Source organism: Brevibacillus brevis (assembly GCF_022026395.1).
Lineage (GTDB): Bacteria > Bacillota > Bacilli > Brevibacillales > Brevibacillaceae > Brevibacillus.
The window spans coordinates 432,363-455,426 of sequence record NZ_CP041767.1; the positions used below are offsets into that span (position 1 = coordinate 432,363).

24 protein-coding genes are annotated in these 23,064 nt (G+C 47.8%); 15 read left to right on the top strand and 9 right to left on the bottom strand.

Annotated elements, in window-relative coordinates; genetic code table 11:
• Window positions 1-19: 19 nt before the first annotated feature.
• From FO446_RS02395 to FO446_RS02405, 3 genes are all read left to right on the top strand, one after another.
• Window positions 20-1,234: a GTP-binding protein gene (locus FO446_RS02395; RefSeq protein ID WP_237899846.1), complete on the top strand. Its 1,215-nt coding sequence runs from the start codon at window positions 20-22 to the stop codon at window positions 1,232-1,234.
• Between the two features lie 24 nt (window positions 1,235-1,258).
• Window positions 1,259-1,408, top strand: a complete 150-nt coding sequence (gene rpmG / locus FO446_RS02400; protein WP_012684162.1) for a 50S ribosomal protein L33 — start codon at window positions 1,259-1,261, stop codon at window positions 1,406-1,408.
• 134 nt (window positions 1,409-1,542) lie between these two features.
• Window positions 1,543-2,979: a glycosyltransferase family 4 protein gene (locus tag FO446_RS02405; RefSeq protein WP_237899847.1), complete on the top strand. Its 1,437-nt coding sequence runs from the start codon at window positions 1,543-1,545 to the stop codon at window positions 2,977-2,979.
• 11 nt (window positions 2,980-2,990) lie between these two features.
• Here the strand turns inward: FO446_RS02405 and FO446_RS02410 are convergent, their stop codons facing one another.
• Both FO446_RS02410 and FO446_RS02415 read right to left on the bottom strand, forming a co-directional pair.
• The gene (locus tag FO446_RS02410) at window positions 2,991-4,124 is read right to left on the bottom strand and encodes a glycerate kinase (RefSeq protein WP_173611858.1); all 1,134 of its coding nucleotides are present in this window, start codon (window positions 4,122-4,124) and stop codon (window positions 2,991-2,993) included.
• A gap of 93 nt (window positions 4,125-4,217) precedes the next feature.
• Window positions 4,218-5,381, bottom strand: coding sequence for a cation:proton antiporter (locus FO446_RS02415; RefSeq protein WP_173611859.1), 1,164 nt, complete (start codon window positions 5,379-5,381; stop codon window positions 4,218-4,220).
• A 230-nt stretch (window positions 5,382-5,611) separates the two neighbouring features.
• On the opposite strand from FO446_RS02415, the gene FO446_RS02420 reads away from it, so the two are divergent.
• Window positions 5,612-5,956, top strand: coding sequence for a cupin domain-containing protein (locus tag FO446_RS02420; RefSeq protein WP_173611860.1), 345 nt, complete (start codon window positions 5,612-5,614; stop codon window positions 5,954-5,956).
• A 50-nt stretch (window positions 5,957-6,006) separates the two neighbouring features.
• On the opposite strand, the gene FO446_RS28910 is transcribed toward FO446_RS02420, so the two are convergent.
• The 3 genes from FO446_RS28910 to FO446_RS02430 form a co-directional block, all read right to left on the bottom strand.
• On the bottom strand, window positions 6,007-6,141 hold the full coding sequence (locus tag FO446_RS28910; RefSeq protein WP_012684166.1) for a hypothetical protein: 135 nt from the start codon (window positions 6,139-6,141) through the stop codon (window positions 6,007-6,009).
• 26 nt (window positions 6,142-6,167) lie between these two features.
• Window positions 6,168-6,458, bottom strand: a complete 291-nt coding sequence (locus tag FO446_RS02425; RefSeq protein WP_173611861.1) for a hypothetical protein — start codon at window positions 6,456-6,458, stop codon at window positions 6,168-6,170.
• Window positions 6,459-6,556: 98 nt separating this feature from the next.
• Window positions 6,557-6,970 carry an Lrp/AsnC family transcriptional regulator gene (locus tag FO446_RS02430; RefSeq protein WP_237899848.1) on the bottom strand — a complete coding sequence of 138 codons (414 nt, stop codon included), beginning with the start codon at window positions 6,968-6,970 and terminating at the stop codon, window positions 6,557-6,559.
• 118 nt (window positions 6,971-7,088) lie between these two features.
• On the opposite strand from FO446_RS02430, the gene FO446_RS02435 reads away from it, so the two are divergent.
• The 4 genes from FO446_RS02435 (at window position 7,089) to clpP (ending at window position 9,463) form a co-directional block, all read left to right on the top strand.
• Complete coding sequence (locus tag FO446_RS02435; protein WP_237899849.1) at window positions 7,089-7,847, top strand: MBL fold metallo-hydrolase; 759 nt, start codon at window positions 7,089-7,091, stop codon at window positions 7,845-7,847.
• A gap of 151 nt (window positions 7,848-7,998) precedes the next feature.
• Window positions 7,999-8,592, top strand: coding sequence for a winged helix-turn-helix domain-containing protein (locus FO446_RS02440; protein WP_007726169.1), 594 nt, complete (start codon window positions 7,999-8,001; stop codon window positions 8,590-8,592).
• Entirely contained in the window at window positions 8,589-8,846 is a 258-nt protein-coding gene (locus tag FO446_RS02445) for a hypothetical protein (RefSeq protein ID WP_173611864.1), read from the top strand. Before FO446_RS02440 ends, FO446_RS02445 begins: the two co-directional genes overlap by 4 nt.
• A 35-nt stretch (window positions 8,847-8,881) precedes the next feature.
• A complete protein-coding gene (clpP, locus tag FO446_RS02450; RefSeq protein WP_007726172.1) occupies window positions 8,882-9,463 on the top strand; it encodes an ATP-dependent Clp endopeptidase proteolytic subunit ClpP in 582 nt (193 codons plus the stop codon).
• A gap of 113 nt (window positions 9,464-9,576) precedes the next feature.
• Here the strand turns inward: clpP and FO446_RS02455 are convergent, their stop codons facing one another.
• Window positions 9,577-10,212: a hypothetical protein gene (locus tag FO446_RS02455; protein WP_173611865.1), complete on the bottom strand. Its 636-nt coding sequence runs from the start codon at window positions 10,210-10,212 to the stop codon at window positions 9,577-9,579.
• Between the two features lie 100 nt (window positions 10,213-10,312).
• A complete protein-coding gene (locus FO446_RS02460) occupies window positions 10,313-11,128 on the bottom strand; it encodes a hypothetical protein (protein ID WP_221866659.1) in 816 nt (271 codons plus the stop codon).
• 193 nt (window positions 11,129-11,321) lie between these two features.
• Here FO446_RS02460 and FO446_RS02465 point away from each other — a divergent pair, with 193 nt between their 5' ends.
• Window positions 11,322-13,007: a methyl-accepting chemotaxis protein gene (locus FO446_RS02465; RefSeq protein WP_232774163.1), complete on the top strand. Its 1,686-nt coding sequence runs from the start codon at window positions 11,322-11,324 to the stop codon at window positions 13,005-13,007.
• A 61-nt stretch (window positions 13,008-13,068) separates the two neighbouring features.
• Here FO446_RS02465 and FO446_RS02470 read toward each other — a convergent pair whose 3' ends face one another.
• Complete coding sequence (locus FO446_RS02470) at window positions 13,069-14,307, bottom strand: MFS transporter (RefSeq protein WP_237899851.1); 1,239 nt, start codon at window positions 14,305-14,307, stop codon at window positions 13,069-13,071.
• A gap of 72 nt (window positions 14,308-14,379) precedes the next feature.
• Here FO446_RS02470 and FO446_RS02475 point away from each other — a divergent pair, with 72 nt between their 5' ends.
• The 3 genes from FO446_RS02475 (at window position 14,380) to FO446_RS02485 (ending at window position 17,201) form a co-directional block, all read left to right on the top strand.
• Window positions 14,380-16,236, top strand: a complete 1,857-nt coding sequence (locus tag FO446_RS02475; RefSeq protein ID WP_237899852.1) for an SgrR family transcriptional regulator — start codon at window positions 14,380-14,382, stop codon at window positions 16,234-16,236.
• A 78-nt stretch (window positions 16,237-16,314) separates the two neighbouring features.
• Entirely contained in the window at window positions 16,315-16,677 is a 363-nt protein-coding gene (locus tag FO446_RS02480; RefSeq protein ID WP_221866655.1) for a cupin domain-containing protein, read from the top strand.
• A gap of 89 nt (window positions 16,678-16,766) precedes the next feature.
• Window positions 16,767-17,201, top strand: a complete 435-nt coding sequence (locus FO446_RS02485; RefSeq protein WP_173611870.1) for a metal-dependent hydrolase — start codon at window positions 16,767-16,769, stop codon at window positions 17,199-17,201.
• Window positions 17,202-17,368: 167 nt separating this feature from the next.
• Here FO446_RS02485 and FO446_RS02490 read toward each other — a convergent pair whose 3' ends face one another.
• On the bottom strand, window positions 17,369-19,018 hold the full coding sequence (locus tag FO446_RS02490; protein ID WP_237899854.1) for a DUF6583 family protein: 1,650 nt from the start codon (window positions 19,016-19,018) through the stop codon (window positions 17,369-17,371).
• 214 nt (window positions 19,019-19,232) lie between these two features.
• Here FO446_RS02490 and FO446_RS02495 point away from each other — a divergent pair, with 214 nt between their 5' ends.
• From FO446_RS02495 to FO446_RS02505, 3 genes are all read left to right on the top strand, one after another.
• The gene (locus FO446_RS02495) at window positions 19,233-20,147 is read left to right on the top strand and encodes a LysR family transcriptional regulator (RefSeq protein WP_173611872.1); all 915 of its coding nucleotides are present in this window, start codon (window positions 19,233-19,235) and stop codon (window positions 20,145-20,147) included.
• Window positions 20,148-20,253: 106 nt separating this feature from the next.
• The gene (locus FO446_RS02500; RefSeq protein WP_237899855.1) at window positions 20,254-21,336 is read left to right on the top strand and encodes a DUF418 domain-containing protein; all 1,083 of its coding nucleotides are present in this window, start codon (window positions 20,254-20,256) and stop codon (window positions 21,334-21,336) included.
• A 98-nt stretch (window positions 21,337-21,434) separates the two neighbouring features.
• On the top strand, window positions 21,435-22,538 hold the full coding sequence (locus tag FO446_RS02505) for a citrate synthase/methylcitrate synthase (protein WP_221866702.1): 1,104 nt from the start codon (window positions 21,435-21,437) through the stop codon (window positions 22,536-22,538).
• Window positions 22,539-23,064 lie beyond the last annotated feature (526 nt).

Here is a 23,064-nt window from a genome sequence, read left to right on the forward strand (position 1 = left end):
ACTAAAAAGGAGATCTAGCATGAGCATAAACGAAAAGAAAATCCCTGTCACAGTCCTGAGCGGGTACTTGGGAGCAGGCAAAACGACGCTACTGAACCATATCCTGAACAATCGGGAGGGGTCACGAGTCGCCGTGATCGTTAACGACTTGAGCGAAGTAAACGTAGACGCCTCTCTAATTCTCGCAGGCAGTGGTCTGTCACGCGTGGACGAAAAGGTCGTGGAGCTGTCGAATGGTTGCATTTGCTGCACCTTGCGAGAGGATTTGCTGACGGAGGTAGAGCGTCTGGCTGTGGAAGGACGGTATGACTACATACTGATTGAATCGACGGGAGTAGGCGAGCCGGTTCCTGTCGCCCAGACTTTCACATACGTAGACGAAGAAAATGGCATTAATTTGTCGTCCTTATGCCGCCTGGACACGATGGTAACCGTAGTGGATGCGTACCGCTTCTGGTATGACTTTTCTTCCGGCGAAAACCTTTTGGACAGAGGGCAGGCAGTTGGCGCAGAGGATACTCGTGAGGTCGCGGATCTTTTAATCGACCAGATTGAATTCTGTGATGTGTTGATTCTGAACAAATGCGATCGCGTCGCTCCAGACGATTTAATCCAGCTGGAAGCCGTTCTGCGCAAGCTACAGCCAAAGGCTCGCTTCATCCGCGCTGTTCGTGGGCAGGTGGACCCGCAAGAAATTTTGAATACCCATCTGTTCGACTTCGAGACTGCCAGTCAATCAGCGGGATGGATTGCTGAGCTGCAAAAGGAAGTGCATACACCTGAGACGGACGAGTACGGAATTTCCTCCTTCGTTTATCGCAGTCGCAGACCGTTTCATCCAGCCCGTTTTGAAAAGTGGTTAGAGGCTTGGCCAGAAGAAATCGTGCGTGCCAAAGGCTTTTTCTGGTTGGCGACACGAAATGACGTGGCGATGACACTTAGTCAGGCGGGGCCATCCATCGAAATCGGAACGGCAGGCTATTGGACAGCAGCGTTATCGGCAGAAGAGCAACAAGCCATTTTGGTAGAGGAGCCAGACTGGCAGCAAACATGGCATCCCGTACATGGGGATCGAACCACAGAGCTCGTCTTTATCGGGATCGATCTGAACCAGGAGCAAATCGTGAAGCATCTCGATGCATGTCTCCTGAACGATGAGGAATACGAGGCGGACTGGAGTAAGCTGCCCGATCCACTCCCAACAGCAGATGCTGTAATGGAGACGACATTGTAACCAAAAAAGAGGAGGCTGACATCCATGCGCGTGAACATTACCCTGCAATGCACTGAAACCGGAGATCGCAACTATATCACATCCAAAAACAAGCGGAATCATCCCGAGCGATTGGAACTGAAAAAATATTCCCCGCGACTAAAGCGCTATACCCTTCATAGGGAAACAAAGTGATTTCCAAAAAAATGTCTAAAGGCAATAGGCCCCGAGCCCAACACCTTCTACTCACCCAAACATAAAATGTACTTGTGTCTACCGAATGAAAAATTCTCTGCAAGTCCTAGCTCTTAAACAGGAGAGGGATCGGTATGAAAATCGTGATCATCGCCCCTGAGCAAATTCCCGTTCCCCCCATTCTTGGGGGGTCCGTCGAAATTACAATTCTGGCGATCGCCAAAGAATTGAGTAAGTGGCACTCGGTCTCGATCATCAGCAGAGCGCATTCTCGGTACCCAAAGTATTCTGTTATCGATGGGGTGAACATCTATCGCGTTCCTACCGGGAGTCCTGCGAAATATTTGACCCATGTGAAAAAAATCCTGAAAAAACGCCAATTTGACGTTTTGCAAATTGATAACCGTCCAGAGTTCGTCGGGCAGATTAAATCGATGTTTCCGAAAGCTACTGTCTCCTTGTATCTTCACTCGCTGACTTTTGTCAACTTTCCCCATACCAGTCGGGCAGAGACTTTGGCCGGGTTGCGAAAGGCAGACTTGATTATCACCAACAGCTCCTCTCTTGAAAGGCGACTTTCTGCTCGGTTTCCCAGTATGTCGAGAAAAATCCGGGTTGCATGGCTTGGCGTTGATACATCTCGCTTTTCCCCTATTCAAAAAACCTCTCATCCCCGTGCTTTCACTTTATTGTTCGCAGGCAGGCTTATTCCACGCAAAGGCGTTCCCGTATTGCTTCAGGCAGTTAAGCTCGTGAATAAACAGGTAAACGAACCTGTCAAAGTAATGATTGCAGGAGGGTCACCCACAAGCAAATATGCAAGGCAATTGCAGTCGCTCTCTCGTAAATTTGGCGTACATGCTGAATTCCTAGGTACGATCCCCCATTGTCATATCCATCGCGTTTTTAGAAAAGCCGATTTGTTCATTTGTCCTTCGCAAAAGCATGAATCGTTTGGACTTGTTAACGTCGAAGCGATGTCTTCCGGATTGCCAGTCGTTGCCTCGAAAAACGGGGGCATAAAAGAAGTGATTCAGCATGGCCGTTCTGGATTGTTGATCAAGCAATATAAAAATCCGCAAGCCTTTGCCGATGCGATCTGTTCGCTGATCATGAATAAGCCCCTGTATTTGAAAATGAAGCAAGAAGCTCGTCAAATTGCGTTGGAGAAATTCAGTTGGTGTGCAACAGCCGATAGACTCAACCACATTTATGAATCTGAAAAAGATTTACAACAGGATAAGCGCCAAAATGAATACCATTGCACCGCTGCCCATTGCCATGAACGTCAAGATTTGCAAGAATGCAATGAAACCGGGCAAGGCGCCCAGCCGGAGCGAATGAAAGAGGAGCCAGCCATCCCGCAATCATTTGACATCGTCCACGATTGGAGTTCCTTTGATGATGACACCCAAAGCATCACCAGTACCGGGGTTTTCCAAAATTTTGCTGATCTATGTACGGAAAATGATGACGAGTCCGATGGGAGTAATGACTCCGCCGAAGCCACTTTCGATTTCTTTTCCGATATCGGCTATCAAAGGCTTGTCGATGCACTCATATACGGTTAACGAGAGGCCGATCAGGTTTTCAAGCTATAAATCCGCATAACCTGCTCGGCTGTCTGCTCCAAGAGCGAGGCGGCTTCGCGCATTGATTGATCTAGGGTCATCGGTTTGTTGGTGATGCCGACAACGGCAGAAACGCCTTTTTCATAAAGGGTGTCGATGCCATTTCCAATGGAACCAGCGAGGACGATGACGGGAATGCCGTATCGTTGCGCGACTTGGGCAACTCCACATGGCGTCTTTCCTTGGGCAGTCTGGAAGTCGACTTGTCCCTCGCCTGTGATCACAAGATTGGCTTTGTCCATGGCTTCCGCGAGTTCTGTCGTCTCGATCACAATCTCAATACCGGAAGTAAGCTGTCCATTCAGAAAAGCGAGTAGGGCACCGGCGACACCACCGGCAGCACCAGTTCCAGGCAAATCGTGAATGGCGATGCCACGGGTCTTTTCGATCAAGTCAGCGAAATGGCGCAAATGATCATCCAATTGCAGCACCATTTCCGGTGTGGCTCCTTTTTGCGGACCGAAAACGTGTGAAGCGCCATTGGGTCCAACAAAAGGATTGGTGACATCACACGCGATGACGAAGTGACAGTCAGCCAGTCGCTTATCAACCTGACTCGTATCAATACGGCTCAATCGTGATAATTCCCCACCTCCAAAAGAGAGTGGCTGGTCGTCTTGATCGAGAAGCACATATCCGAGAGCTTGGAGCATGCCAGCGCCTCCGTCATTGGTAGCACTACCACCCAGTCCGAGAATGAACTTGCGGCAGCCTTGATCGAGTCCGGCCGTAATCAGCTGACCAAAGCCAAAGGTCGTCGTGACAAGCGGGTTGCGATCTGCGGAAGAAATCAAGTAAAGACCAGACGCAGCAGCCATTTCGATCACACAGGTTGCACCGTCACCCAAAATGCCGAATTCAGCAGAAATGTCCTGTCCGAGCGGGTTTTTTACGGTGGCGGTCAGTATTTTGCCATCTGTGGCATCGACCAGGCATTGCATAGTACCTTCCCCGCCGTCAGCCATCGGTTTTACGATGAGTTCACTTTGCGGGAGTACGCGTTGAATCCCTGAGCGAATGGCTTCGCCCACCTGTTTGGCTGTTAGGCTGCCTTTAAAGGAATCGGGAGCGATGACAATTTTCATGAGGGTGTTCCTCCTATCAGTGCAGAGGGTATTTTTCCCATAATAAAAAAAGACTGTCTCCCGCGTCTATGGCGAGAAACAGTCTTGGTTGTGCTAGGCGTTCTTTTTCAACGCCATTCCTTCTGGCTGCGATGTTTTCGAGAAGAACATTTTCATCATTGGCGGAGTGACGATGGTCGTCAAGAGTACGACGACAATCAGGACGGCAAACATGTCTTGCGTGAGCAAATTGTTCTCCAAACCAATGGCGGCGATAATGAGTGCCACCTCTCCACGCGATACCATGGCTGCACCAATGGCCATCGAGTTTTTCCACGGGAAGCCCGTGATTTTTGCACCAAATGCACCACCGATGAGCTTGGAAACAATCGCGATGACGCTCAGGAGCACAATCAGTCCGAGATTTTCCAAGATGCCAGAGAACTGTGCCGTTACCCCGATCGAGGTGAAGAAGACTGGCACGAAAACCGCGTAGCTGATGGTTTCGACCTTGTGCGTTACTTCTGTCTTGTAATTGGTTAAGCTGATCGCAACACCGGCGATGTAGGAGCCGATGATGGCGGCAACCCCTGTATATTCAGCAAAATAAGCGAACAGGAAACAGATAATGAGTGCCGCGGAAATGACCGATTCTGTAACCTGCAAAGGAGCAAATTTTTTCAAAACCCAAGGGACAACTTTCCAGGAAAGAACGATGACGATGGCAAAAAATGCGACCTTTTTCAAAATCACCATACCAAGATTAACATCGCCGCCAGCAAAGCTCATCAAGAAAGCGAGTGCCAGGATGACCAAAACGTCATCGATAACAGCAGCCCCCATGATGGTTGCGCCTTCCCTTGATTTTAGCTTGCCCAATTCCTTCAACGTTTGTACGGAAATACTCACACTGGTAGCAGAGAGCAACAGGCCGAGGAAGATCGCTTCAATGTTGGAGAGACCAATCGCAATCCCGGCACCATAACCGAGTGCAAGTGGCATGACAATTCCTGCGACACCTACGCTGGTTGAAGACTTGGCAGTGCGTTTGAACTCATCAATATCGGTCTCCAAGCCCGCGATAAACATGAGCAGGATAACCCCGATTTGGCTAATTTCCTTGAGGATTTCTGTGTCTGTGACTAGCCCGAGAACGGTAGGACCTAGAACGATACCGATGAGCAGTTTCCCCAAAACGGATGGCTGTCCCAGCCGCACGCTGATGTCACCGGCGATTTTGGAGGCGATCAAAATGACAGCCAGCTGAAAAATAAGCATCTGGTTTCCCCCTTTTTACGAAATAAAAAAGAGCCCGCAATCACAGCTTTCTTTTTGTCGGCTAAAAAAAGACAAAAAGAACCCTATGATGACAGGCTCCTCCAGTAACGAATCAAATATTCACTTAGAATACACAAATATTTTAACATAGCCAGCAGAAAAAGTAAACACTTGGTGACAAATGCTCCTCAGCGTGTGAAGATAGAGCAAAAAACGGAGGAGGAGCAGGCGTGGCAAAAATCAGCAAAGAGAATGCAGAGCATTATCATTGGGGAGATCAATGCGATGGCTGGTATCTGGTCAAAGGCCAAGACCTCAGCGTCATTCATGAGCGGATGCCCGGAAATACAGCAGAGGTACGCCATTATCACGAGCGGTCGCGGCAGTTTTTCTTCGTGCTGTCAGGACAGGCTATGCTGGAAGTGGATGGCGTTCGTCATGTGCTGGGCAGGCAGGAAGGGGTAGAAGTGCCTCCGGGAGTCAAACACCAGATGAAAAACGAGGGAGCAGAGGATGTGGAATTTCTTGTGATCTCGCAACCGACAACAAGAGGAGATCGCATCCAAGCAAATTAAAGAAAGCCTGACCGTCAATGGATGCGGTCAGGCTTTTTTATGTGTCATGCTTATTTGAAATTGGTAAAATCGGATACTTGGGCGAAGAAATCTGCCAATGCATGTATTCCTTCGAATGTTTGGTAAGCAAAAATAGGCAAACCCACAATAAACAACAAAGCTTCTCCGATATATTTGGCGATCATATGATCAACCTCCTTTTGGATGTTCGTTACGCTACGCGATCCAAAACAAAGGAACCATATGTATCCATTTCGCCGTCTGTATGCTGGATGCGCCTGAAGAAACGAAGGCGCTGCGGTTGCCTTGCCGCCATTGGATAAGTCTCAACCAACAACGTGTTAATGGGAGGTCGGTACATATCTGTGACGTTCTGCGGTAGAGCCCGGTTTTGCAGGCAACACTGTCTGAGACAAAAAGCAGAAGTGAAGCATCCTACAAAAATCGCGACCAAGGCGAAGAAATCTTCCAGCGAAAACAGCAGCAATAGCATATCTTCCATGGCGATTCTCCTCCTTTCGTATTCATCATTCTACTCTTGTTCACAAAATCGTGCAATCCTGAAAGTTCATGAGAGCGAATTCATTGACAAACTACCAACTATTTCAATTTGTTAATCGATAGGTTGACGCGGTAGTTCCCAAAAGGAAGAAGGGTATCTAAAAAATGATTGAGGGCCTCTTGATCTGGAACATGTACCAACATGGTATAGCAGCCTTCTCCGCTAATGCGATGCGCTTCGACGATCTCGCTGCGACTTTTGATAAAACGAGTGAAGGGAGAATGATCAGTAGTGGTCATGAACATCGTGACCAGAGCAGTGAGGAACGGGGCGATTTTGGCTTCATCAATGAGCGTTGTGTAGCCTTGAATAATCCCTTGCTCCTCCATTCGTCTAATGCGGTTGCCGACGGCTTGACCGCTTAGATGGACCTGTTCGCCGATGTCCTTCCACTGCAAACGGCTGTTTCTGCGTAGCAAGGCAAGAATGGAGAGATCAATTTGGTCTAGCATGCGTAACTCCTTTCACGGCGAAAGTGGGAAGCCAGCAATCGTTTCGCGGCAACCGTTCACGGCCTTATACAATAAACGTACAACCATTATAACGGTAACGAGGAAAGGAAGAAATGACATGCAGATTCAGCTTGTACGACATGCTACCTTGCGTGTGGAATATGCAGGGGTGACATTTTTGGTTGATCCGATGTTTAGCTCCAAGGGCGAAATGCCAGCAGTACCAAATACGCCGAATCAGCGCCCGAATCCAGGAGTAGAATTGCCCATATCCGTGGAGGAGGTACTCGCTGGCGTGGACGCCATCTTGGTGACGCATACTCATTTCGATCACCTCGATGAAGCGGCCATTCGCCTCCTCCCGAAGCATTTGCCTGTATTTTGCCAGCCACCGGATCTGGATAAGCTGATGCAGCATGGCTTCGAACAAGTCATTTCCATCGAAGAGGAGTATACATGGCAAGGGGTTCACCTGCATCGGACAGGTGGTCAACACGGAACAGGGGAAATTGGGCAGCAGATGGGGCCAGTATCTGGCTTTGTCTTGAAGCGAGCTGGTGAGCAGACGCTGTATGTGGCGGGGGATACGATTTGGTGTGAGGAAGCGGAGCAAGCTGTTGCAGCGTATCGTCCTGATGTGATCATCGTTTTCGCAGGTGCGGCCCGGTTCTTGACGGGAGACCCGATCACGATGACGAAGGAGGATATCGTCCATGTCGCAAATGCCGCGCCCGACAGCCGTATCCTTGTTGCCCACATGGAGACGTGGAACCATTGCTTGCTCAGCCGCCAGGAATTGAATGAATGTTTGCAGGAAAAACAGCTATCCGGGCGTGTACATGTTCCGCAGGACGGAGAAATTATCTCTATTCATTGAGCGAATCGAATAAAAAAGAAAAAACAAAGCTCCGCAGGTGATAGCGGGGCTTTTGGCGTTGTCGAAAAAAAGGCTTATCCATCATTTGACAAACAAAAACGAACGTAATAAACTATTTTTACGTAAATGATTAATGTCATGAGGTGTTGTTGTGGCGCACGAACAACTGGAAACATATGTAGTCGAGAAGCCGGAACAGGCGATGGCGCTATTGAACCCGCTACGTGCCGAGATTTTAAGCCGTTTGGCAGAGCCTGCTTCGGCAGCAGAAGTCGCACGTGGTATCAATGAAATCCCGCAGCGTGTCAATTATCACTTGAAGGCCTTGGAAAAAGTCGGATTGGTCAGACGGGTAGGGAGTCGACAGGTGCGCAATCTCGTCGAGGTGCTTTACTTGGCAATTGCGCGGACGTATGTGCTCTCGGAAGGACTGAACTGGGGCAACGATACCGTTCAGCAAATGAAGGATCAAGGGTCGCTGTCTCATCTGGTCCAGACAGCAGAACGAATCAAGCGTGATGCCATGCTCTTGCTGGAGCGCTCCGATCAAGAGGTCGAGGTTCCGAGCGCCTCACTGAATGCGAGTATTCAGCTAGCCAGTGCGGAACAGCGCAGTGCTTTTGTAGAGGAGTACGTCCAACTGGTGAATCAGCTTGTGGCGAAGTATCAGCCAAAAGAAAAGGGACAAGAGACGTATCAGGTGGTTCTCGCGGTTTATCCAAAACAAGGAGGAGACGAGGCATGAAAGCACAAGCTGCGGAGTCCAATAAGTCCAAACCCGTAATCGTTTGGGAAAGTCGAGTCCAGCCTCAAACCGACCAGGTCATTGCCATGCCTGCCCGAAACGGAAATGGGGTTGCTGTCGAAAGAGAAGCGGCTGTTCAGACATGGTCAGTGGGCCCGGCGAGTAATCCGGCAGTCGTGACGCAGGTTTCATCAGGATTTAACAAAAAATCAGTGGCGGTTCCACAAGCAATCAGCATGAGTATGGCCGCGTAAAAAACGCAGCGTAAACAAGCGAAGGAGGGTTTTTCATGAATCTCATTCCGGTAGTAGTCGAGCAAACGAGTTATGGAGAGAGGTCCTATGACATTTACTCCCGGTTGTTGAAGGATCGCATTATTTTTCTCGGCAGTGCCATCGATGATCAGGTAGCCAATGCAGTCGTAGCTCAGTTGCTGTTCCTGGCAGCAGAGGACCCGAAAAAAGACATTCATCTTTATATCAATTCGCCCGGAGGCTCTGTCACAGCAGGGATGGCGATTATCGATACGATGAGTTTCATTGCGCCTGATGTGTCTACAATCTGCACAGGGATGGCAGCGTCTATGGGTGCGATGCTTCTCGTAGCGGGAGCGCCGGGCAAACGGTACGCGTTGCCCAATGCAGAAGTCATGCTCCACCAGCCGTGGGGAGGCAGTCAAGGACAGGCGAGCGATATCAAGATCGCAGCAGACCGTATCATGCGACATCGCAACATGCTGTATACGATCATCGCAGAGCGTACGGGAAAGACAGTCGAGCAAATCGAAAAAGATGCAGACCGCGACTATTTCCTTACCGCCGCAGAGGCGCTTGAATACGGCTTGATTGATAAAGTGATCGAAAAATTGTAAAGATGGGGATAGAGAATAAAGTGGCTGCGAAGCTTGGAGTTTAGCGTACCGAATGTTTGAACCGTCAGGATTTATTCTGACGTTTTTTTCTGCACACGAACGTGTTTAAAGGATTAAGTTTTACCGACTTGTTCTAGGAAGTTGTTCAATTGCTCCATAGCGTTGTTAACATTCATAAAAAAGATATCGATATCCGTAACGGTATGCTTTTCAAGTAATTTCTCAGGTTTCGTAATTAATGTGTATAGATTTATACCTGTCTCATCCTGCTCTTGCTCAGGGTATACATAGATGAGTAGATCGTCAATTCGCTCTCTTAGCTCAATGATTTCATTTGCGGTAAGTTTTGCAGATATATGTTCTTCTGTCAACAAATCATTAAGTTGCCTTGTTAGTTGGGTTAATTTGCGATTCGTGTCAAATAATTTTGCGATGGTTTGTTCATTGTAGTGTTTTGCAAAGTAGAGAGAGATGATATTTTCTACACTTTCATAAATTTTCTTCCTGCCATTTCCTTGTTTATACCCACTTACATACATTTGAAGTGATTCCAATGTGATTTCTTTTCCATTAGCATTACCTAAAAAATCACTGATAGATCCTACGTATCTATAGTTATTAAATACATTTTCTGAGTAGGTGTATGCAACCATTCGGATTTGATCTTCACTAATGTCGGTTGTACCTTTATTGCATCCAGAGGTCACTAACACTAGAATCAAGGATAGCATGATTGGTATCTTTTTCATTATGTCGCCCCTTCATTTAATTATATAGAAAAGACTGAATTTTCCTACTTTATTAAGAAAACAGGTGTCCACCATAAAGGGGGACACCCAAATTTTAACATTATCCTTTCCAATATTCACCTGTAGAGGTGAGTGTATTTAAATACTTCACACCCGTGTTCCATGTTATATTAAAACCTCCACCGCCACCTGATACGTTACCACCTATCCCAGTAATTGAAGTGCTTGTCCAAGAATGGTCATATTGTAAATAGACCCGCTCTTTTTTGTTTGTTGTAACTTTTTCAAGTACAGCTGTTATTGTGCCATTTGTAACATATCGATCATTAATCCAAAAGCCAACACCTGCGTCTGTAGCGCGTTTTGCTAACGCTACCTTACCACGTTTTTTATCAGTTCTTGTATCGAAGTAAGCTTCTTCATCACCCAAGCCATTCCAGCCTTGGATGACAACCCCATCTACGTCTATTGGCATACTTCTTTTATTATCTGTATAAACACCTACGAAATCGTATGGGTCGCGTCCGACAAAACCTTCTTTCTCATCCCACTCCCAATATCCAACAAACACATATTGATCACTTTCATCATCGTAAACAATTCTATCAGTAAATGTTATCCATCCTTCCTCGTTAGATAATGCATTGATCGGTTTTCCATCTTCACCATCTGAATTTACTACCTTCAAATTATTGTATTTTTCTATTGTTATTTTCATTGCCTTATCAAAATCTTTCGTTTTTCTTACTTGCTCTCGTAAGTAATCTAATTTTTCGTTAAGTTTTTCAAGTTTTTCTTGTTTTACTGCTTTCTCGTATTTTGCATCAACTTTTTCAGCAAAAGCCATACTTGGAACAGTGAGCAATGACATTGAAAGTGCAAGAGGTGTAATTATCTTAGATAAATTCCCTAACATTAACTCATCTCCCTAATTATGGTATATACTTCGTTTGTATTCTACTATTACTTGATTGTTCGTTCAAGATTTTTTGAAAAATACAAAAATTACCTCGATTTAATCTGGCGGTTTTTTGTTTGCACATCAAATTGTTTGAAGGAAGGAGGAGCTGGGTATGAACAAGAGTATCAGATGACGGGAGGCACACCTTGTGAAAATCAGAACAAAAATCATCCTGGCTTTTGGTGTCATATTGGCAGTCATGTTCGGTTCAGGTACGTATATGCACCTGCAAATGCTAGCAATGAAGGCATCCTACACCCAGATTATCGAAGAGGAAAAATTATTGACGGATCTGCGTGAAATGCAGTTTATTATGACAGGTCGAAATAATGACGAACGAGCCTACTTGTTAACAGGCGATGAAGAATTTCGGATGGAATTGAAGGGAAAGGCAGCAAAGGTGGACAGCCTGTTTGCCAAAATGAACAGTTCTTTAGAGTCTTCTCACCATCGTGAAAAAATGGAGGAGGCAATGGGACTGTACAAGTCCTTTCTGGAGTCGAGTGAGAAAGCGGTAGAGGCACAGGATAATGGGCTACATGAAGAAGCCATCGCTCATCATTTCGGTCAGGAGCGGCAATCGAGATTAGCACTGGATTCGGTTGTGAGTGGATTGGTCGAAGAGGTGCGTAATGAAATCGAAGTAGATAGACAGGAGCTGGCGGAGAACGAAGGAACTTCGGCCATGATCCAGTTGTTTTTTAATGCAGTGGGAATTCTCGTCGCGATTGTGGTTGGCGGTTTTCTGATTCGCTCGATTGTGGCACCGCTGCACCGGGTGAACAAACAGCTACATGATATCGCTGAAGGAAAAGGAGATTTGACGCAAGAGTTGACCGTCTCTTCCAAAGACGAGATTGGACAGTTGGCAGGCTCATTTAACCGGATGCTAGCCAACTTACGAGAGCTGATTTCTCAGGTTCGTGGGCATGCCCAGCAGGTTGCAGCCGCAGCTGAACAACTGACAGCGAGCTCGAAGCAAACGAGCCAAGCTACGGAGCAGATCGCCATCACGATTCAGGAAATGACGGAAGGAACGGACAGGCAATCCCAAAACGTAGAGGAGAGTCAGCAAGAAGTCGAAGAAATATCCGCAGGCATTGAAAAAATTGCGGCACGTGCGCAAAGTGTGTCGGCTGCGGCTGCCAGTACCTCAGAGCTGGCGACAGAGGGGGATCGTACTATCCAGCAGTCGGTTTCCCAGATGAACGGGATCGGAGAAACGATGGAGAATTTGACTGCACTGGTAGGTGGTTTGGGAAAACGCTCTGAGCAAATCGGCCAAATCGTCGAAGTCATTACACAAATTTCAGGTCAGACGAATCTCTTGGCATTGAATGCTGCTATCGAAGCGGCGAGGGCTGGCGAGCACGGCAAAGGCTTTGCTGTCGTGGCGGATGAAGTGCGAAAGCTGGCTGAGCAGGCATCTGCATCGGCACAAGAAATCTCCCAACTGGTAGCGTCGATCCAGATGGAGACGAACGAAGCGGTCCTCACGATGGAAAAAGGCTCTCAAGAAGTAGCAGACGGGATGGGGGGCGTCGCAAGAGCAGGGGAAGCGTTCTCTCAAATTCGTGATGCTGTTGTTGGCGTGACGAATGAAATACAAGAGGTATCGACTGCTGCACATACCCTTACGGAAAGTACAGGCAAGGTCGGACAATCGATGCAGATGATCGCCACTGTCGCGCAATCGGCTGTCTCTCTGTCGGTGGGAGTCTCGTCTGCTACAGAAGAACAGCTTGCCTCGATGGAGGAAATCTACTCCTCGGCTGCATCGCTGGCGGGTCTCGCGGATGATTTGGAAAAACTGATAGGCCATTTCAAGGTATAAAGCTTCGCCACAGGATACACCCCTGAGAATCGACAGAATGATTCTAAGGGGTGTTTTTTGTTTACGCCAATTTCCACAAAGCCAATCTTCGATATACGAGAAAAACCACGAGATTCCCCACTGCCGCTGCCAAAAAGACTGACCAAGGCCCGAACGACAAGGTCATCCAGCCCGAACCATAGATGGAGAAGACAATTCCGAGCTTGAAAATAGAGCCGGTGATCCCGCTAATTCTGCCAATCATGTGGGCAGGGGTAGTCTCTTGACGAAAGGTCCAAATACAGACGTTTTCAATCGTGCTGATCAGTCCCGTGAGAAATAGAGAAAGACAGAGCATCCACATACTTTGCGCGAAAACCATGAGCAAATAGGAGCAACCGAGAAGCAGGATGGTCATGCCCATGATGCGACCGATGGGAAATCGTCTCCGCAAATAGGCAACCACTGAGCTGCCGAGAAGACCGCCAAGTCCAGCCGCGGAAAGCACCAGCCCTAATGTGGAATTGTCCAACCTAAGGTGATCCTTGGCAAAGAAAATGATCATGGCGTCATACATGCCCGAGGTCGCATTGAGAAAAATCACGAGTACTGTAATCTGCCATAATGGTCGATTGCCCAACAGCTCCTTCCAACCGTTTCGCAACTCCTGCCAAAAGCCGCCCTGAGAGGGGGCAGGCGCATCTGTACGATCTAAAAACGATATGGCGATAAAAGCCAGTAAATAGGCTGTACCCGTAATAAGCAGCCCGGTGTGCAGCGCCGATAGAAGCAGAATAAACCCGGTAATCGCAGGTCCCATAATTTCAATAAACGTGCTCATAAAAGAAAAACGAGCATTGGCTGAGGTTAACAGAGGGGTAGGGACCACCTGCTTGATCATGCTGACGCGAGCATTGTGAAAGCCGTAGTTAAACGCCATCAGGAAAAAGCCAGCCACATAATAATGAATGACCTGTGCATGTCCGGATTCGGTCAGTCCATATAGCAAAAACAACAGGATCATCTGGCCAAAAACCATCCATTGCGACCAGCGTTTTTTGGAGAAGCGATCCACCCAGACGCCGATGAACATGGCGAGCAGCAGATTTGGCAAAAACTCAATGCTTTTCATGGTCGTCATGGCAACTGCCGATTGGGTCATATCATACAAGATCAATGGCAAGGCCAGTTCGTACACCTTTGCTCCACACGCGATAAAGGTGGACGTGAAAAAGAGGACGAGAAAGGGCCGATTCCGCCAGATCGACATTCTCTCGTGTGATTCAAGCTTCGTGGCGGGGGTGTTGTTAGGGGCTGGCATGAAAAAACCTCCTTCTTCGATCTCATTGTAGCTAGAAAAAGGGGAAGAAAAAGGGTAGAGTGTTTGGAGAGTATGGACCCCTTTTTGGATTCGACAGCGACTGTTTACGTAGAAAGAGTGATCATCTCGATGCAAAGTGCCTACTACTACTTGCGCTTGCGCCAGCATTTTGCCTCTGCGGCAGAGGGTGAACAGCAGGAGATTACGCTTGCCGAGCTGGCTCAAATATTTTGTTGCACGATTCGGAACACGAAAAAAGTCATCAAACAGATGGAGGAGCAGAAGTGGATTGAATGGAGCCCGGGAAGAGGACGAGGCAATGTCTCGCGGATCGTCTTGTTATACGGGATCGAGCAGATCGTTTTGCCTATCGCTCAGGGGCGTATCCAAGATGGCGATTTGGAAGGCGCTATGCAGTTCCTCAATGATTTTGCCATCACTGCCAAGGGGCGGGAGCACTTTTTTGACTGGCTCTCCGGGCAGTTTGGCTTTATTCAAGAGGAAATCCGTGAACGAAAACTGGATACGCTTCGCATGTCCTTTTACAGACCGATTCCCGCTCTCGACCCTGCCTTTGTCAACAGGCGCACAGAGTCACACATGGTGAAGCAACTATTTGATACGCTCATTCGATATGACGAAAAAATGGATACATTCATCCCGCATCTCGCCCACCATTGGGAAGTAAATGAGAGTGGAACAGAATGGACCTTTTATTTGCGCAAAGGGGTACTGTTTCACCATGGACGTGAACTGACAGCGCATGACGTCGTCTGGACGCTCGAACGCATTGCCGATCCGAAGACGGGATCTCCCTATCGCTGGATGCTGGAAGATGTAGAAAAAGTCACTGCTGAAAAAGAGACGATAGTAAAAATTGCGCTCAGACGTCCCAATCAATTACTGCTATCCATTCTGGCAGCGAATCGGCTTTCGATTGTTCCGGGAGATGTCATTCAGGAAAAAGGACAAGCATTTAGTCGATTACCTGTGGGCAGTGGACCATTTTCGCTGGTGACGAATGACTCGCAGATGTTCATTTTAGAGGCTGCCCCAACGTATTTTCTCGGAAGGGCTCATTTGGATCGGGTAGAGATTTGGATTGTTCCCGAAAACAGTCAGGATGTGCGAAACGAGGATTACTTTTCAAAACGAGGAGAGGTGCACTTCCAAACCTTTTGGAATAAGCTCGGGCCGATGGAGCATTGGCAGGAGTTGCAGAGCCTGGAGAAAGGCTGCACGTATCTCGCTTTTAACCTGAATCGCCCAGGCCCACAACAAGATATCGTATTCCGGCAAGCGCTGGATCGTCTTATCGTGCGCGAGAAAATGATTACGGAGCTGCGCGGCAATCGGTATGCGCCTGCTTACGGATTTTTACCTGAAAACAAGGATGTGCCTGGTGGTGGAGTGGCCTGGGATGGGGATTTCAAAGACTGGCATGATCATCAACCGATACAGTTGTTTACGTACGAAGGGGCAGGCAACGAAAATAATGCGGAATGGTTACGGCAGCATTTGGCGGATGAGGGCATTCGAGTTGAAGTGACTGTCCTGCCGATTGAGGAATTGAAGAAGTCAGAGGTCATTCAGCAGGCAGATATGGTGGTTGCGGGAGAGGTTTTTGATGAACAGTGGGAGTTTGGGATGGTGGAGTTCTTTAAGTCGGATATCAGCTTTTCGCGGCAGTTGTGGAGCCCTGTCTTGCGGGAGCAAATCGATTATGAGCTGGACGCCTTGATGCTGGAGAGGGATGTGACAGGGCAGCGTCATCACTTGCAGGAGGTCGAGAGACTGCTGCGTGAGCAGTGCGCGATGCTGTTTTTATACCATACGCGTCAGCATTCTGCTTACCATTCGGCTCTGGCCGGTGTTTCGTTGAATGCGCTTGGTCTTGTTGATTACAAAAATATTTGGTTTCGGCAGTAATTGTGGAAGATGAGTCTGTCACAGCGCCTCTGGTTGCGCTATGATAAGGCTTACGCGTCAAAAGGCGGAGGGGAAAGTATGAAACGATTTCGATTTGATCAGCAAGTAGGCAAAACGATTGATCGCTATAATTCCGTCCATGCGACGATTTCTCGTGTTATGCGCACGCCGAATTCCGTTTCGATAGGATGTATCCATTTGGAGGCGGGTGGGATTGTCGGTTATCATCCGGCGCCTTGCCCTCAGCTTTTTCTCGTGGTGAATGGTGAAGGCTGGGTACGTGGAGAAGGTACAGAGCGCATCCCGATCCAGAGTGGTCAGGCGGCATTCTGGATCACAGGTGAAGGGCATGAATCAGGCAGTGAAACCGGAATGACAGCCATTGTGATTGAAGGAGATGGGCTTGATCCAGAGAGCTTCATGTCCTTATTGGAGACGTAGCATCCGTATGTATGATGGTATTGGTTTGCCATTCCACCAACCGTACATAAGCTCCCCAGATTACCCAAGAAAGACGGTGTGAAAGGCAAATGACATGGAAAACACATATGGTACTCGGTGCCATTGCAGGCTACTGCGCCTACCCTTCGTGGAAGGGCAGTGTTATTGGTGCAACGATGGCACTAGTACCCGATATCGATCAAGCAAATAGCAAGCTCGGAAACTTGATGGGACCTTTGTCCAAAATGCTGCAAAAAGGATTCGGTCATCGTACGGTTACGCACTCTTGGGTGATTTTATTCCTTCCGTTCCTGCTGTTCGGCGATTCTTTGGCTGCCATGGCAGGACTTTGGGGGATTTTGTCCCATTTGATCAGCGATATGCTGGTGGGACGCATTCAGTTATTGTGGCCGTTGCGAGTGGGATGGCTCGGCATTCCGGTGTCCAAGTCGATGTATCGGATTGTGGATCGAATCGTGTTTTATGTAGCGATTGTGTATATTGTGATCAAAGGTTATCAGTAAGAAGAATGGAAATGGAGAAAGGGCCTCCCCTCAGGAGGTCCCCCTATTTATTGTAATCGGAATATTTAGAACAGATCGTGATTTGAATAAAAAAGCTGACATCGGTTTAGCACCGATGCCAGCTTGCTAGTTGCTACTATGAGCAAATTCTTCTTTTTACGAAACAATTAAGGCATCATGAACTGTTGCACGAGCTCAGCGTTTTCATTCATGAATTTATCTGCGTTTTGCATGACTTCTTGTTGCGCTTCCATCATTTGTTGGTCAGTCACTGTAGCGAAATTGATGGAGTTGTCAGCAGTCATAGCTGGAATTTCCAGTGCTTTGCCAAATTCTGCTTTGGACTTCAGCTTGAAGCTAAAGCCTTTTGGCATATCTGGAGTAGGGTTCGAGAACTTCACTTTTACTGTGCCGTCAGAATCTACACCATTGTCCGTCTTTGTCTCGTTCATGGTAACATTACCGGTCAGAGCAACAGGGTTGGAGGAATATTCGTCTGCCACTACGAGTGCAAAGTCATAGTTTCCGGTTGTTTTCTTGTCTTGCTTGGTTGTCTCAAAAGTGGTCGAGAGGTCCAGAATTGGCTGGTCGGTCTCTTTCATCAGGATGCTGAACTTGCCCTTTGTCTTGTCTTTTTCTTCTGTTGCTTTGTAGGTTAAGGACATTTCGCCACTTTGCTGGTCAGACAGGTTGTGCAGGGAGTAACGGTAGTACGTTTCAGCGCCTTTATCGTAAGAAACACTGCTGTAGACCAATTGATCTTTTTTCTCTTTGTCATCGACCAAGAGCTTGCGGGACAAGATTTGATGATCGCTATTCACGAGCACGACCATTCTCAATTGCTCAGTTGATTTGGCGTCTGTATCTTTTGTATCCTTGATGATGTCATCGAAGGTTTGCTCGTAATTTTTCTTGAATTCTTCTTTGCTGATTTCTTCTACTTTGTAGCCGCTGTCGAGCATCAGCGTAGCCACATTGTGGTAGCGGCTGTAGATCAGGTCAAAGAGCTTTTGGTCAGCTTTTGCTTTCTCTGCAATTTGCTTCGACAGAGCCGCGCCTTCTTGGGCGTTGAAAGTAACGGTGATCTCACGTGCATCTTCCTTGAGTCCTTCTTCAGAGAAAGAAACGTCTTTTTTGATGCTTACCTGGCTGTCTTTGATGTTGTCAGCGTACAGCAAGGCATACGGAGTCATGACCGTTTTGAGTTCATCCTGGTTAAAATTGATTGCTTTATACAAATCGCTATAGGTTACGAAGCGCTTCGGCAGTTCTTCGCCGCCCAGCTTTTCCTTAAGTGCATCGCGATCCTTCAGGTCCATATAAGCGTATTTAGAGTAAAACTCCGGCAGCTTGAAGCCCATAACAGAATCATTCATGAAGTACTCAAGAGTAGCCAGCTTTTTATCTTGTAGGTGAACTTCCAGGTTCCCCGATTGTTGATTTTTCTGTTCATCGATGTTGCTTTGCATCACGAGCTTCGCTTTGCCCAGCATGTCGAGAATTTTTTGTGCTTGCGGGTCTGGGATGGTGGCATCTAAAGCAATATCACTCAACTCAGTGGTGGAGTGAACTGGTTTTTCCAGGTATGGCTTCATGTAGTCTTGGTATTCCCCGTAAGCTTTGGATACGTCGCTAGAAAACTTCATCATGCTTTCCGCTTCCGCCTGCAGGTAAATCGTTTTTGCACTCTTAAACAGATCGTACTTGGCATAGGCGGTCCCTAAACCACCCAGCACAACGACAGCCGCTGCCCCCGCGATCAGCCATGCTTTTTTCTTGCTTTTGCGCGGTGGGTTCACGTTTGTTGCAGTTTCCATCTTTTCTCTCCCCTTTTGCTCTCTCTCTTTGCTGAATCCAATGTGCGTAATGATTTTGCGCACTCGATTTTGTATTGTACCATAAGGAGGAAGAAGCAGAACGATTTCCAGTAAATTTCTTCAAAAATGAGGAAGAAAGACCCAAAAAGTTGCATTCTTCCTACTTTTGTATGCATATAGAACAAAGAAAAAGCGACAGCAGGGGGGAGATCACATGGATTTTCGCGTGCTGCAAACGTTTATGGTGGCGGCCACGACAGAAAATTTTCACCAGACAGCAGAAGCGTTGTTCATTGCGCAGCCTACTGTCAGCCAACATATACGACAATTGGAAAAGGAATTGGGGATCAAGCTGTTTGAACGGGTTGGCAAGCGCGTTCGGTTAACGGCTGCGGGCAAACGCTACCTGCCACATGCAAAAGGACTTCTCCAACAGTGGCATAACAGTATGGAAGACTTGCAGGCCTGGAGACAAGGCTATCGGGAAAAGCTTCAACTGGCTGTTTCCCCGATTATCGCCCGTGCTCGTTTTTCCCATTTGCTGCATCGTTACACCAAGCTCTATCCCGATGTAGATATCTCGATTAAAATTGTTGACTCCGTGGAGATTGGCCCGCTGGTTCAAAATGGACAGGCTGATCTGGGCTTAACCCGGATGGTGCCAGGAGAATTTCAGTTGTCTACTTATCTTTTGTACGAAGATCCTATTGTTTTTGCAGTCCCTCACAGCGGTGGAGATATGGAGGCGCCCTTGCCTGATTGGGAGCAAGAGGTGCAATCGAATCGTCTGCTGACCCATAATCACCCGGGTTACTGGGATGAGTTGCTGTTGCTTTTGCGTCAGAGGGGGCTTTCCTTGCGTACGATGGCTGTTTCGCAAGTAGACATTACAAAGCGATTCATCGAGGATGGATTGGGCGTTTCCTTTTTGCCTCGGACGGCTGTCGATCGGGATTTATTTGAAAACCGCTTTATTGAACTTCCCACACCTGGCCTCGTTTTGCCAAAGGTTGCTTCTTATTTGCTGGTACCGAAAGCAGGAATCAGCGAGCCAGCGCAGCATTTTATGGAAATCCTGCATTCCTTGTATCCACCGATGCCGCTTGTTCAGCCAGGGGGACGGACATAGAAGATAACAAGCCTGTAAGGTAGATGTAAGGTGAATCGATAGTTTTGATGAGCATATGTATCCTATACTGAACCCTGCTTAAAGACAGCAGGAGGGAATGACGAGTATGCAGCAGGCTGAACCAATCACTCAGAAGGATCGGATTTATTCTATTGATATTGTAAGGGGATTGGCATTGTTCGGGATTTTGCTGGTCAACTTGCCTAGCTTTATCATGTATTCGGAAGACGTTCCTATGCCAGTAGAGGCGGGGATCGATGCGTGGATCCGCTTGAGCTATGATTTATTCATTCAAACGAAGTTTTTCGGGATCTTTTCGTTTCTGTTTGGCTTAGGTTTTTACATTTTCATGTCACGGGCTGAACAGCGTGGACAAAAAGTATTTCGTCTCTTCAGCAGACGATTGTTCGCGATGTTTGCCTTTGGTGTGATTCACATCATTATTTGGTTTGGGGATATTTTGACAGTGTACGCGCTACTCGGCTTTTTACTGATGCCATTTTATCGAAGAAAGTCTTCTACGATTCTAGCATGGGCAGCCAGTCTGGGAGGAGTGTACATGCTCACTCAAGGCGTGGCACTTGTACAGACGCTCAATGGTCAGGAAGTCTATCCGTTTGTAGCATCACTCCAGACGACATTGATACCGATCTTTGTGATGTTTCTGTTTGGTTTGTATGCGGGAAAACGCGGTTTGATTGCTCAAATTCGCGAGCATAAACCGTTTCTGAAACGAATCGCTACTACTACTCTGGCAATGAGTCTTCCGATCGCAGCAGGGATTGTGTGGGCGAGCGGTGTCGTCTTTGGTTCAAAGCTTGAACAGGTGAATAAAATATTGGTTGATCTGAGTACGCTGCCTATGGCGCTGTGCTTGATAGCCAGCTTGTTTCTGTTGTTGGATCGTGAAGCGGCAAGGAAAGTTCTTAAGCCATTTGCCTACACAGGACAAATGGGGTTAACGACATATTTGGGTCAGACAGTCATCATGACCATTCTGATTCCTTTGTTCGGTATTACGGCTATGCCGCTCTCTGCTTGGTTTTTGCTCGCTCTGCCGATCTATGTGTTTCAATTACTCGCAAGCTGGCTGTGGCTGAAGCAATTTAATCGAGGGCCGATGGAAAAGCTGTGGCGTTTCCTGACATATGGACGTAAAAAGAAGGCAGTTCCAGCTCCTGCTAACTGATTGTAAAACGTGATCAAAATCCCGTTTTTCTTCTATTTCCCTTCACGATTATGAATCGATATACTGAAGGGAAAAGAGATGAAAATGGAGTGGTGATGATGACAAAACAACATCCTTTGGCTATCGGCTTGGATGGTATCGCCGTAGCAGAAACAGACCTTAGTTTGGTGGATGGGATTAATGGACTGCTGGTGTACCGTGGTCATTGGGCGCGTGATTTGGCTATTCACCACACATTTGAGGAAGTGGCGCACCTGCTCTGGTTCGGACATTTGCCGAGCGAGCAGGAGTTGAAGGAGTTAAAGGATAAGCTCAAAGCAAACCGTGAGCTGCCGGAGCATGTAAAAGGAATCCTGAAGCTGATCCCGGCAGATGTAGATATGATGAGTGTCCTGCGTACAGGTGTTTCGGCGCTGGGCAGTTCCTCACACGGCTTTCCGCCAACCATCGATGAGGTGATTGCGCTGGCGGCCAAAATGCCAACAATCGTCGCGTATCGCTTTGCTTGTCTGGAGGGCCGCGAGCCGCTGGCACCGAATCCGGAGCTGGATCATACAGCGAACTATCTGTATATGCTCAAAGGCGTAAAGCCGAATGCGGCACATGTACGTGCGCTCGATGCGTACCTGATTTTGACGCAGGAGCATGGCATGAATGCATCCACATTCGCCGGTCGTGTCGTCAGCTCGACCGAGTCCGATCTGATTTCTTCCATTACAGCAGCAATCGGAACCCTGAAAGGGCCTTTGCATGGCGGAGCACCATCTGAAGTGACGGAGATGATCGAGGCGATCGGCACGAAGGAAAATGCAGAGCCGTGGCTGCGCAACAAGCTGGAGAGCGGCGGACGTTTGATGGGCTTCGGACACCGTGTCTATAAAACGGTTGATCCGCGTGCAACTGCTCTGCGCGTCGTTGCATCCGAGCTGTCATCCAACGATCCGTGGTTCGATCTGGCGACACATGTAGAAAAAGTAGGCTTGCAGCTGCTGGAAGAGTACAAACCAGGCCGCAAGCTGAATACAAACGTAGAGTTTTTTGCCGCAGCTGTCATGCGCGCGGTTGGTTTGGACGACAATTTGTTTACACCGACATTTGCCGTGAGCCGTGTGGTTGGTTGGAGTGCGCACATTCTGGAACAGGCAGGCAAAAACCGCATTATTCGCCCGCAATCCAATTACATTGGCTCGATGCCGGAATAATAAAGACGTTAATTATAAAAGCTATCCGTTATGCGGATGGCTTTTTTACTTAGTGCAACATAGAATGTGGCCGCGGTGGAGAGAAGAATATTTCCAGTCTAGGCTCCAGGCTCCGTCCCGCTGGGGGCTTAGACTGTCCGCTCCGAAGGGATTCGCGGGGAAACGCAAAAGTGGTAGCCGCTACGTAGCCCGGGCACGTTGCGTTTCTTTTGCCCGCGAATCGCTTCTCCGCTTGGTAGGACTCCACAAGTCGCTACGTCTGGAAATATTCTTCTCTGTCGTAACTGATGATCTTCTTCAATCTTTAAGTCTTTACGCTCTTAAGCGTCCACCTCTGAAAACGCATCCTTGAAGATACCACTTTGGACGCGGTTTCGCTTTTTGCATGGAGTCGTGCAGTCAATCCCGCAGGGGGTGGCCCTAGAATCTGAGCGTTTTCTCCTGTTTCCTCCCCACCACAACAGTCGGAAATATATCTCGTTTTTACAAAGTGCAACTTAGGATTGCAGAACATGCTTACTTTTGG

Coding starts and splice junctions, on each gene's coding strand:
- FO446_RS02485 (WP_173611870.1), top strand. CDS start 16,767: ATGACATGGAAAACACATATGGTACTCGGTGCCATTGCAGGCTACTGC.
- FO446_RS02470 (WP_237899851.1), bottom strand. CDS start 14,307: ATGCCAGCCCCTAACAACACCCCCGCCACGAAGCTTGAATCACACGAG.
- FO446_RS28910 (WP_012684166.1), bottom strand. CDS start 6,141: ATGATCGCCAAATATATCGGAGAAGCTTTGTTGTTTATTGTGGGTTTG.
- FO446_RS02395 (WP_237899846.1), top strand. CDS start 20: ATGAGCATAAACGAAAAGAAAATCCCTGTCACAGTCCTGAGCGGGTAC.
- FO446_RS02455 (WP_173611865.1), bottom strand. CDS start 10,212: ATGAAAAAGATACCAATCATGCTATCCTTGATTCTAGTGTTAGTGACC.
- FO446_RS02405 (WP_237899847.1), top strand. CDS start 1,543: ATGAAAATCGTGATCATCGCCCCTGAGCAAATTCCCGTTCCCCCCATT.
- FO446_RS02505 (WP_221866702.1), top strand. CDS start 21,435: ATGACAAAACAACATCCTTTGGCTATCGGCTTGGATGGTATCGCCGTA.
- FO446_RS02410 (WP_173611858.1), bottom strand. CDS start 4,124: ATGAAAATTGTCATCGCTCCCGATTCCTTTAAAGGCAGCCTAACAGCC.
- FO446_RS02425 (WP_173611861.1), bottom strand. CDS start 6,458: ATGGAAGATATGCTATTGCTGCTGTTTTCGCTGGAAGATTTCTTCGCC.
- rpmG (WP_012684162.1), top strand. CDS start 1,259: ATGCGCGTGAACATTACCCTGCAATGCACTGAAACCGGAGATCGCAAC.
- FO446_RS02495 (WP_173611872.1), top strand. CDS start 19,233: ATGGATTTTCGCGTGCTGCAAACGTTTATGGTGGCGGCCACGACAGAA.
- FO446_RS02415 (WP_173611859.1), bottom strand. CDS start 5,381: ATGCTTATTTTTCAGCTGGCTGTCATTTTGATCGCCTCCAAAATCGCC.
- FO446_RS02460 (WP_221866659.1), bottom strand. CDS start 11,128: ATGTTAGGGAATTTATCTAAGATAATTACACCTCTTGCACTTTCAATG.
- clpP (WP_007726172.1), top strand. CDS start 8,882: ATGAATCTCATTCCGGTAGTAGTCGAGCAAACGAGTTATGGAGAGAGG.
- FO446_RS02445 (WP_173611864.1), top strand. CDS start 8,589: ATGAAAGCACAAGCTGCGGAGTCCAATAAGTCCAAACCCGTAATCGTT.
- FO446_RS02435 (WP_237899849.1), top strand. CDS start 7,089: ATGCAGATTCAGCTTGTACGACATGCTACCTTGCGTGTGGAATATGCA.
- FO446_RS02430 (WP_237899848.1), bottom strand. CDS start 6,970: ATGCTAGACCAAATTGATCTCTCCATTCTTGCCTTGCTACGCAGAAAC.
- FO446_RS02500 (WP_237899855.1), top strand. CDS start 20,254: ATGCAGCAGGCTGAACCAATCACTCAGAAGGATCGGATTTATTCTATT.
- FO446_RS02490 (WP_237899854.1), bottom strand. CDS start 19,018: ATGGAAACTGCAACAAACGTGAACCCACCGCGCAAAAGCAAGAAAAAA.
- FO446_RS02475 (WP_237899852.1), top strand. CDS start 14,380: ATGGACCCCTTTTTGGATTCGACAGCGACTGTTTACGTAGAAAGAGTG.
- FO446_RS02480 (WP_221866655.1), top strand. CDS start 16,315: ATGAAACGATTTCGATTTGATCAGCAAGTAGGCAAAACGATTGATCGC.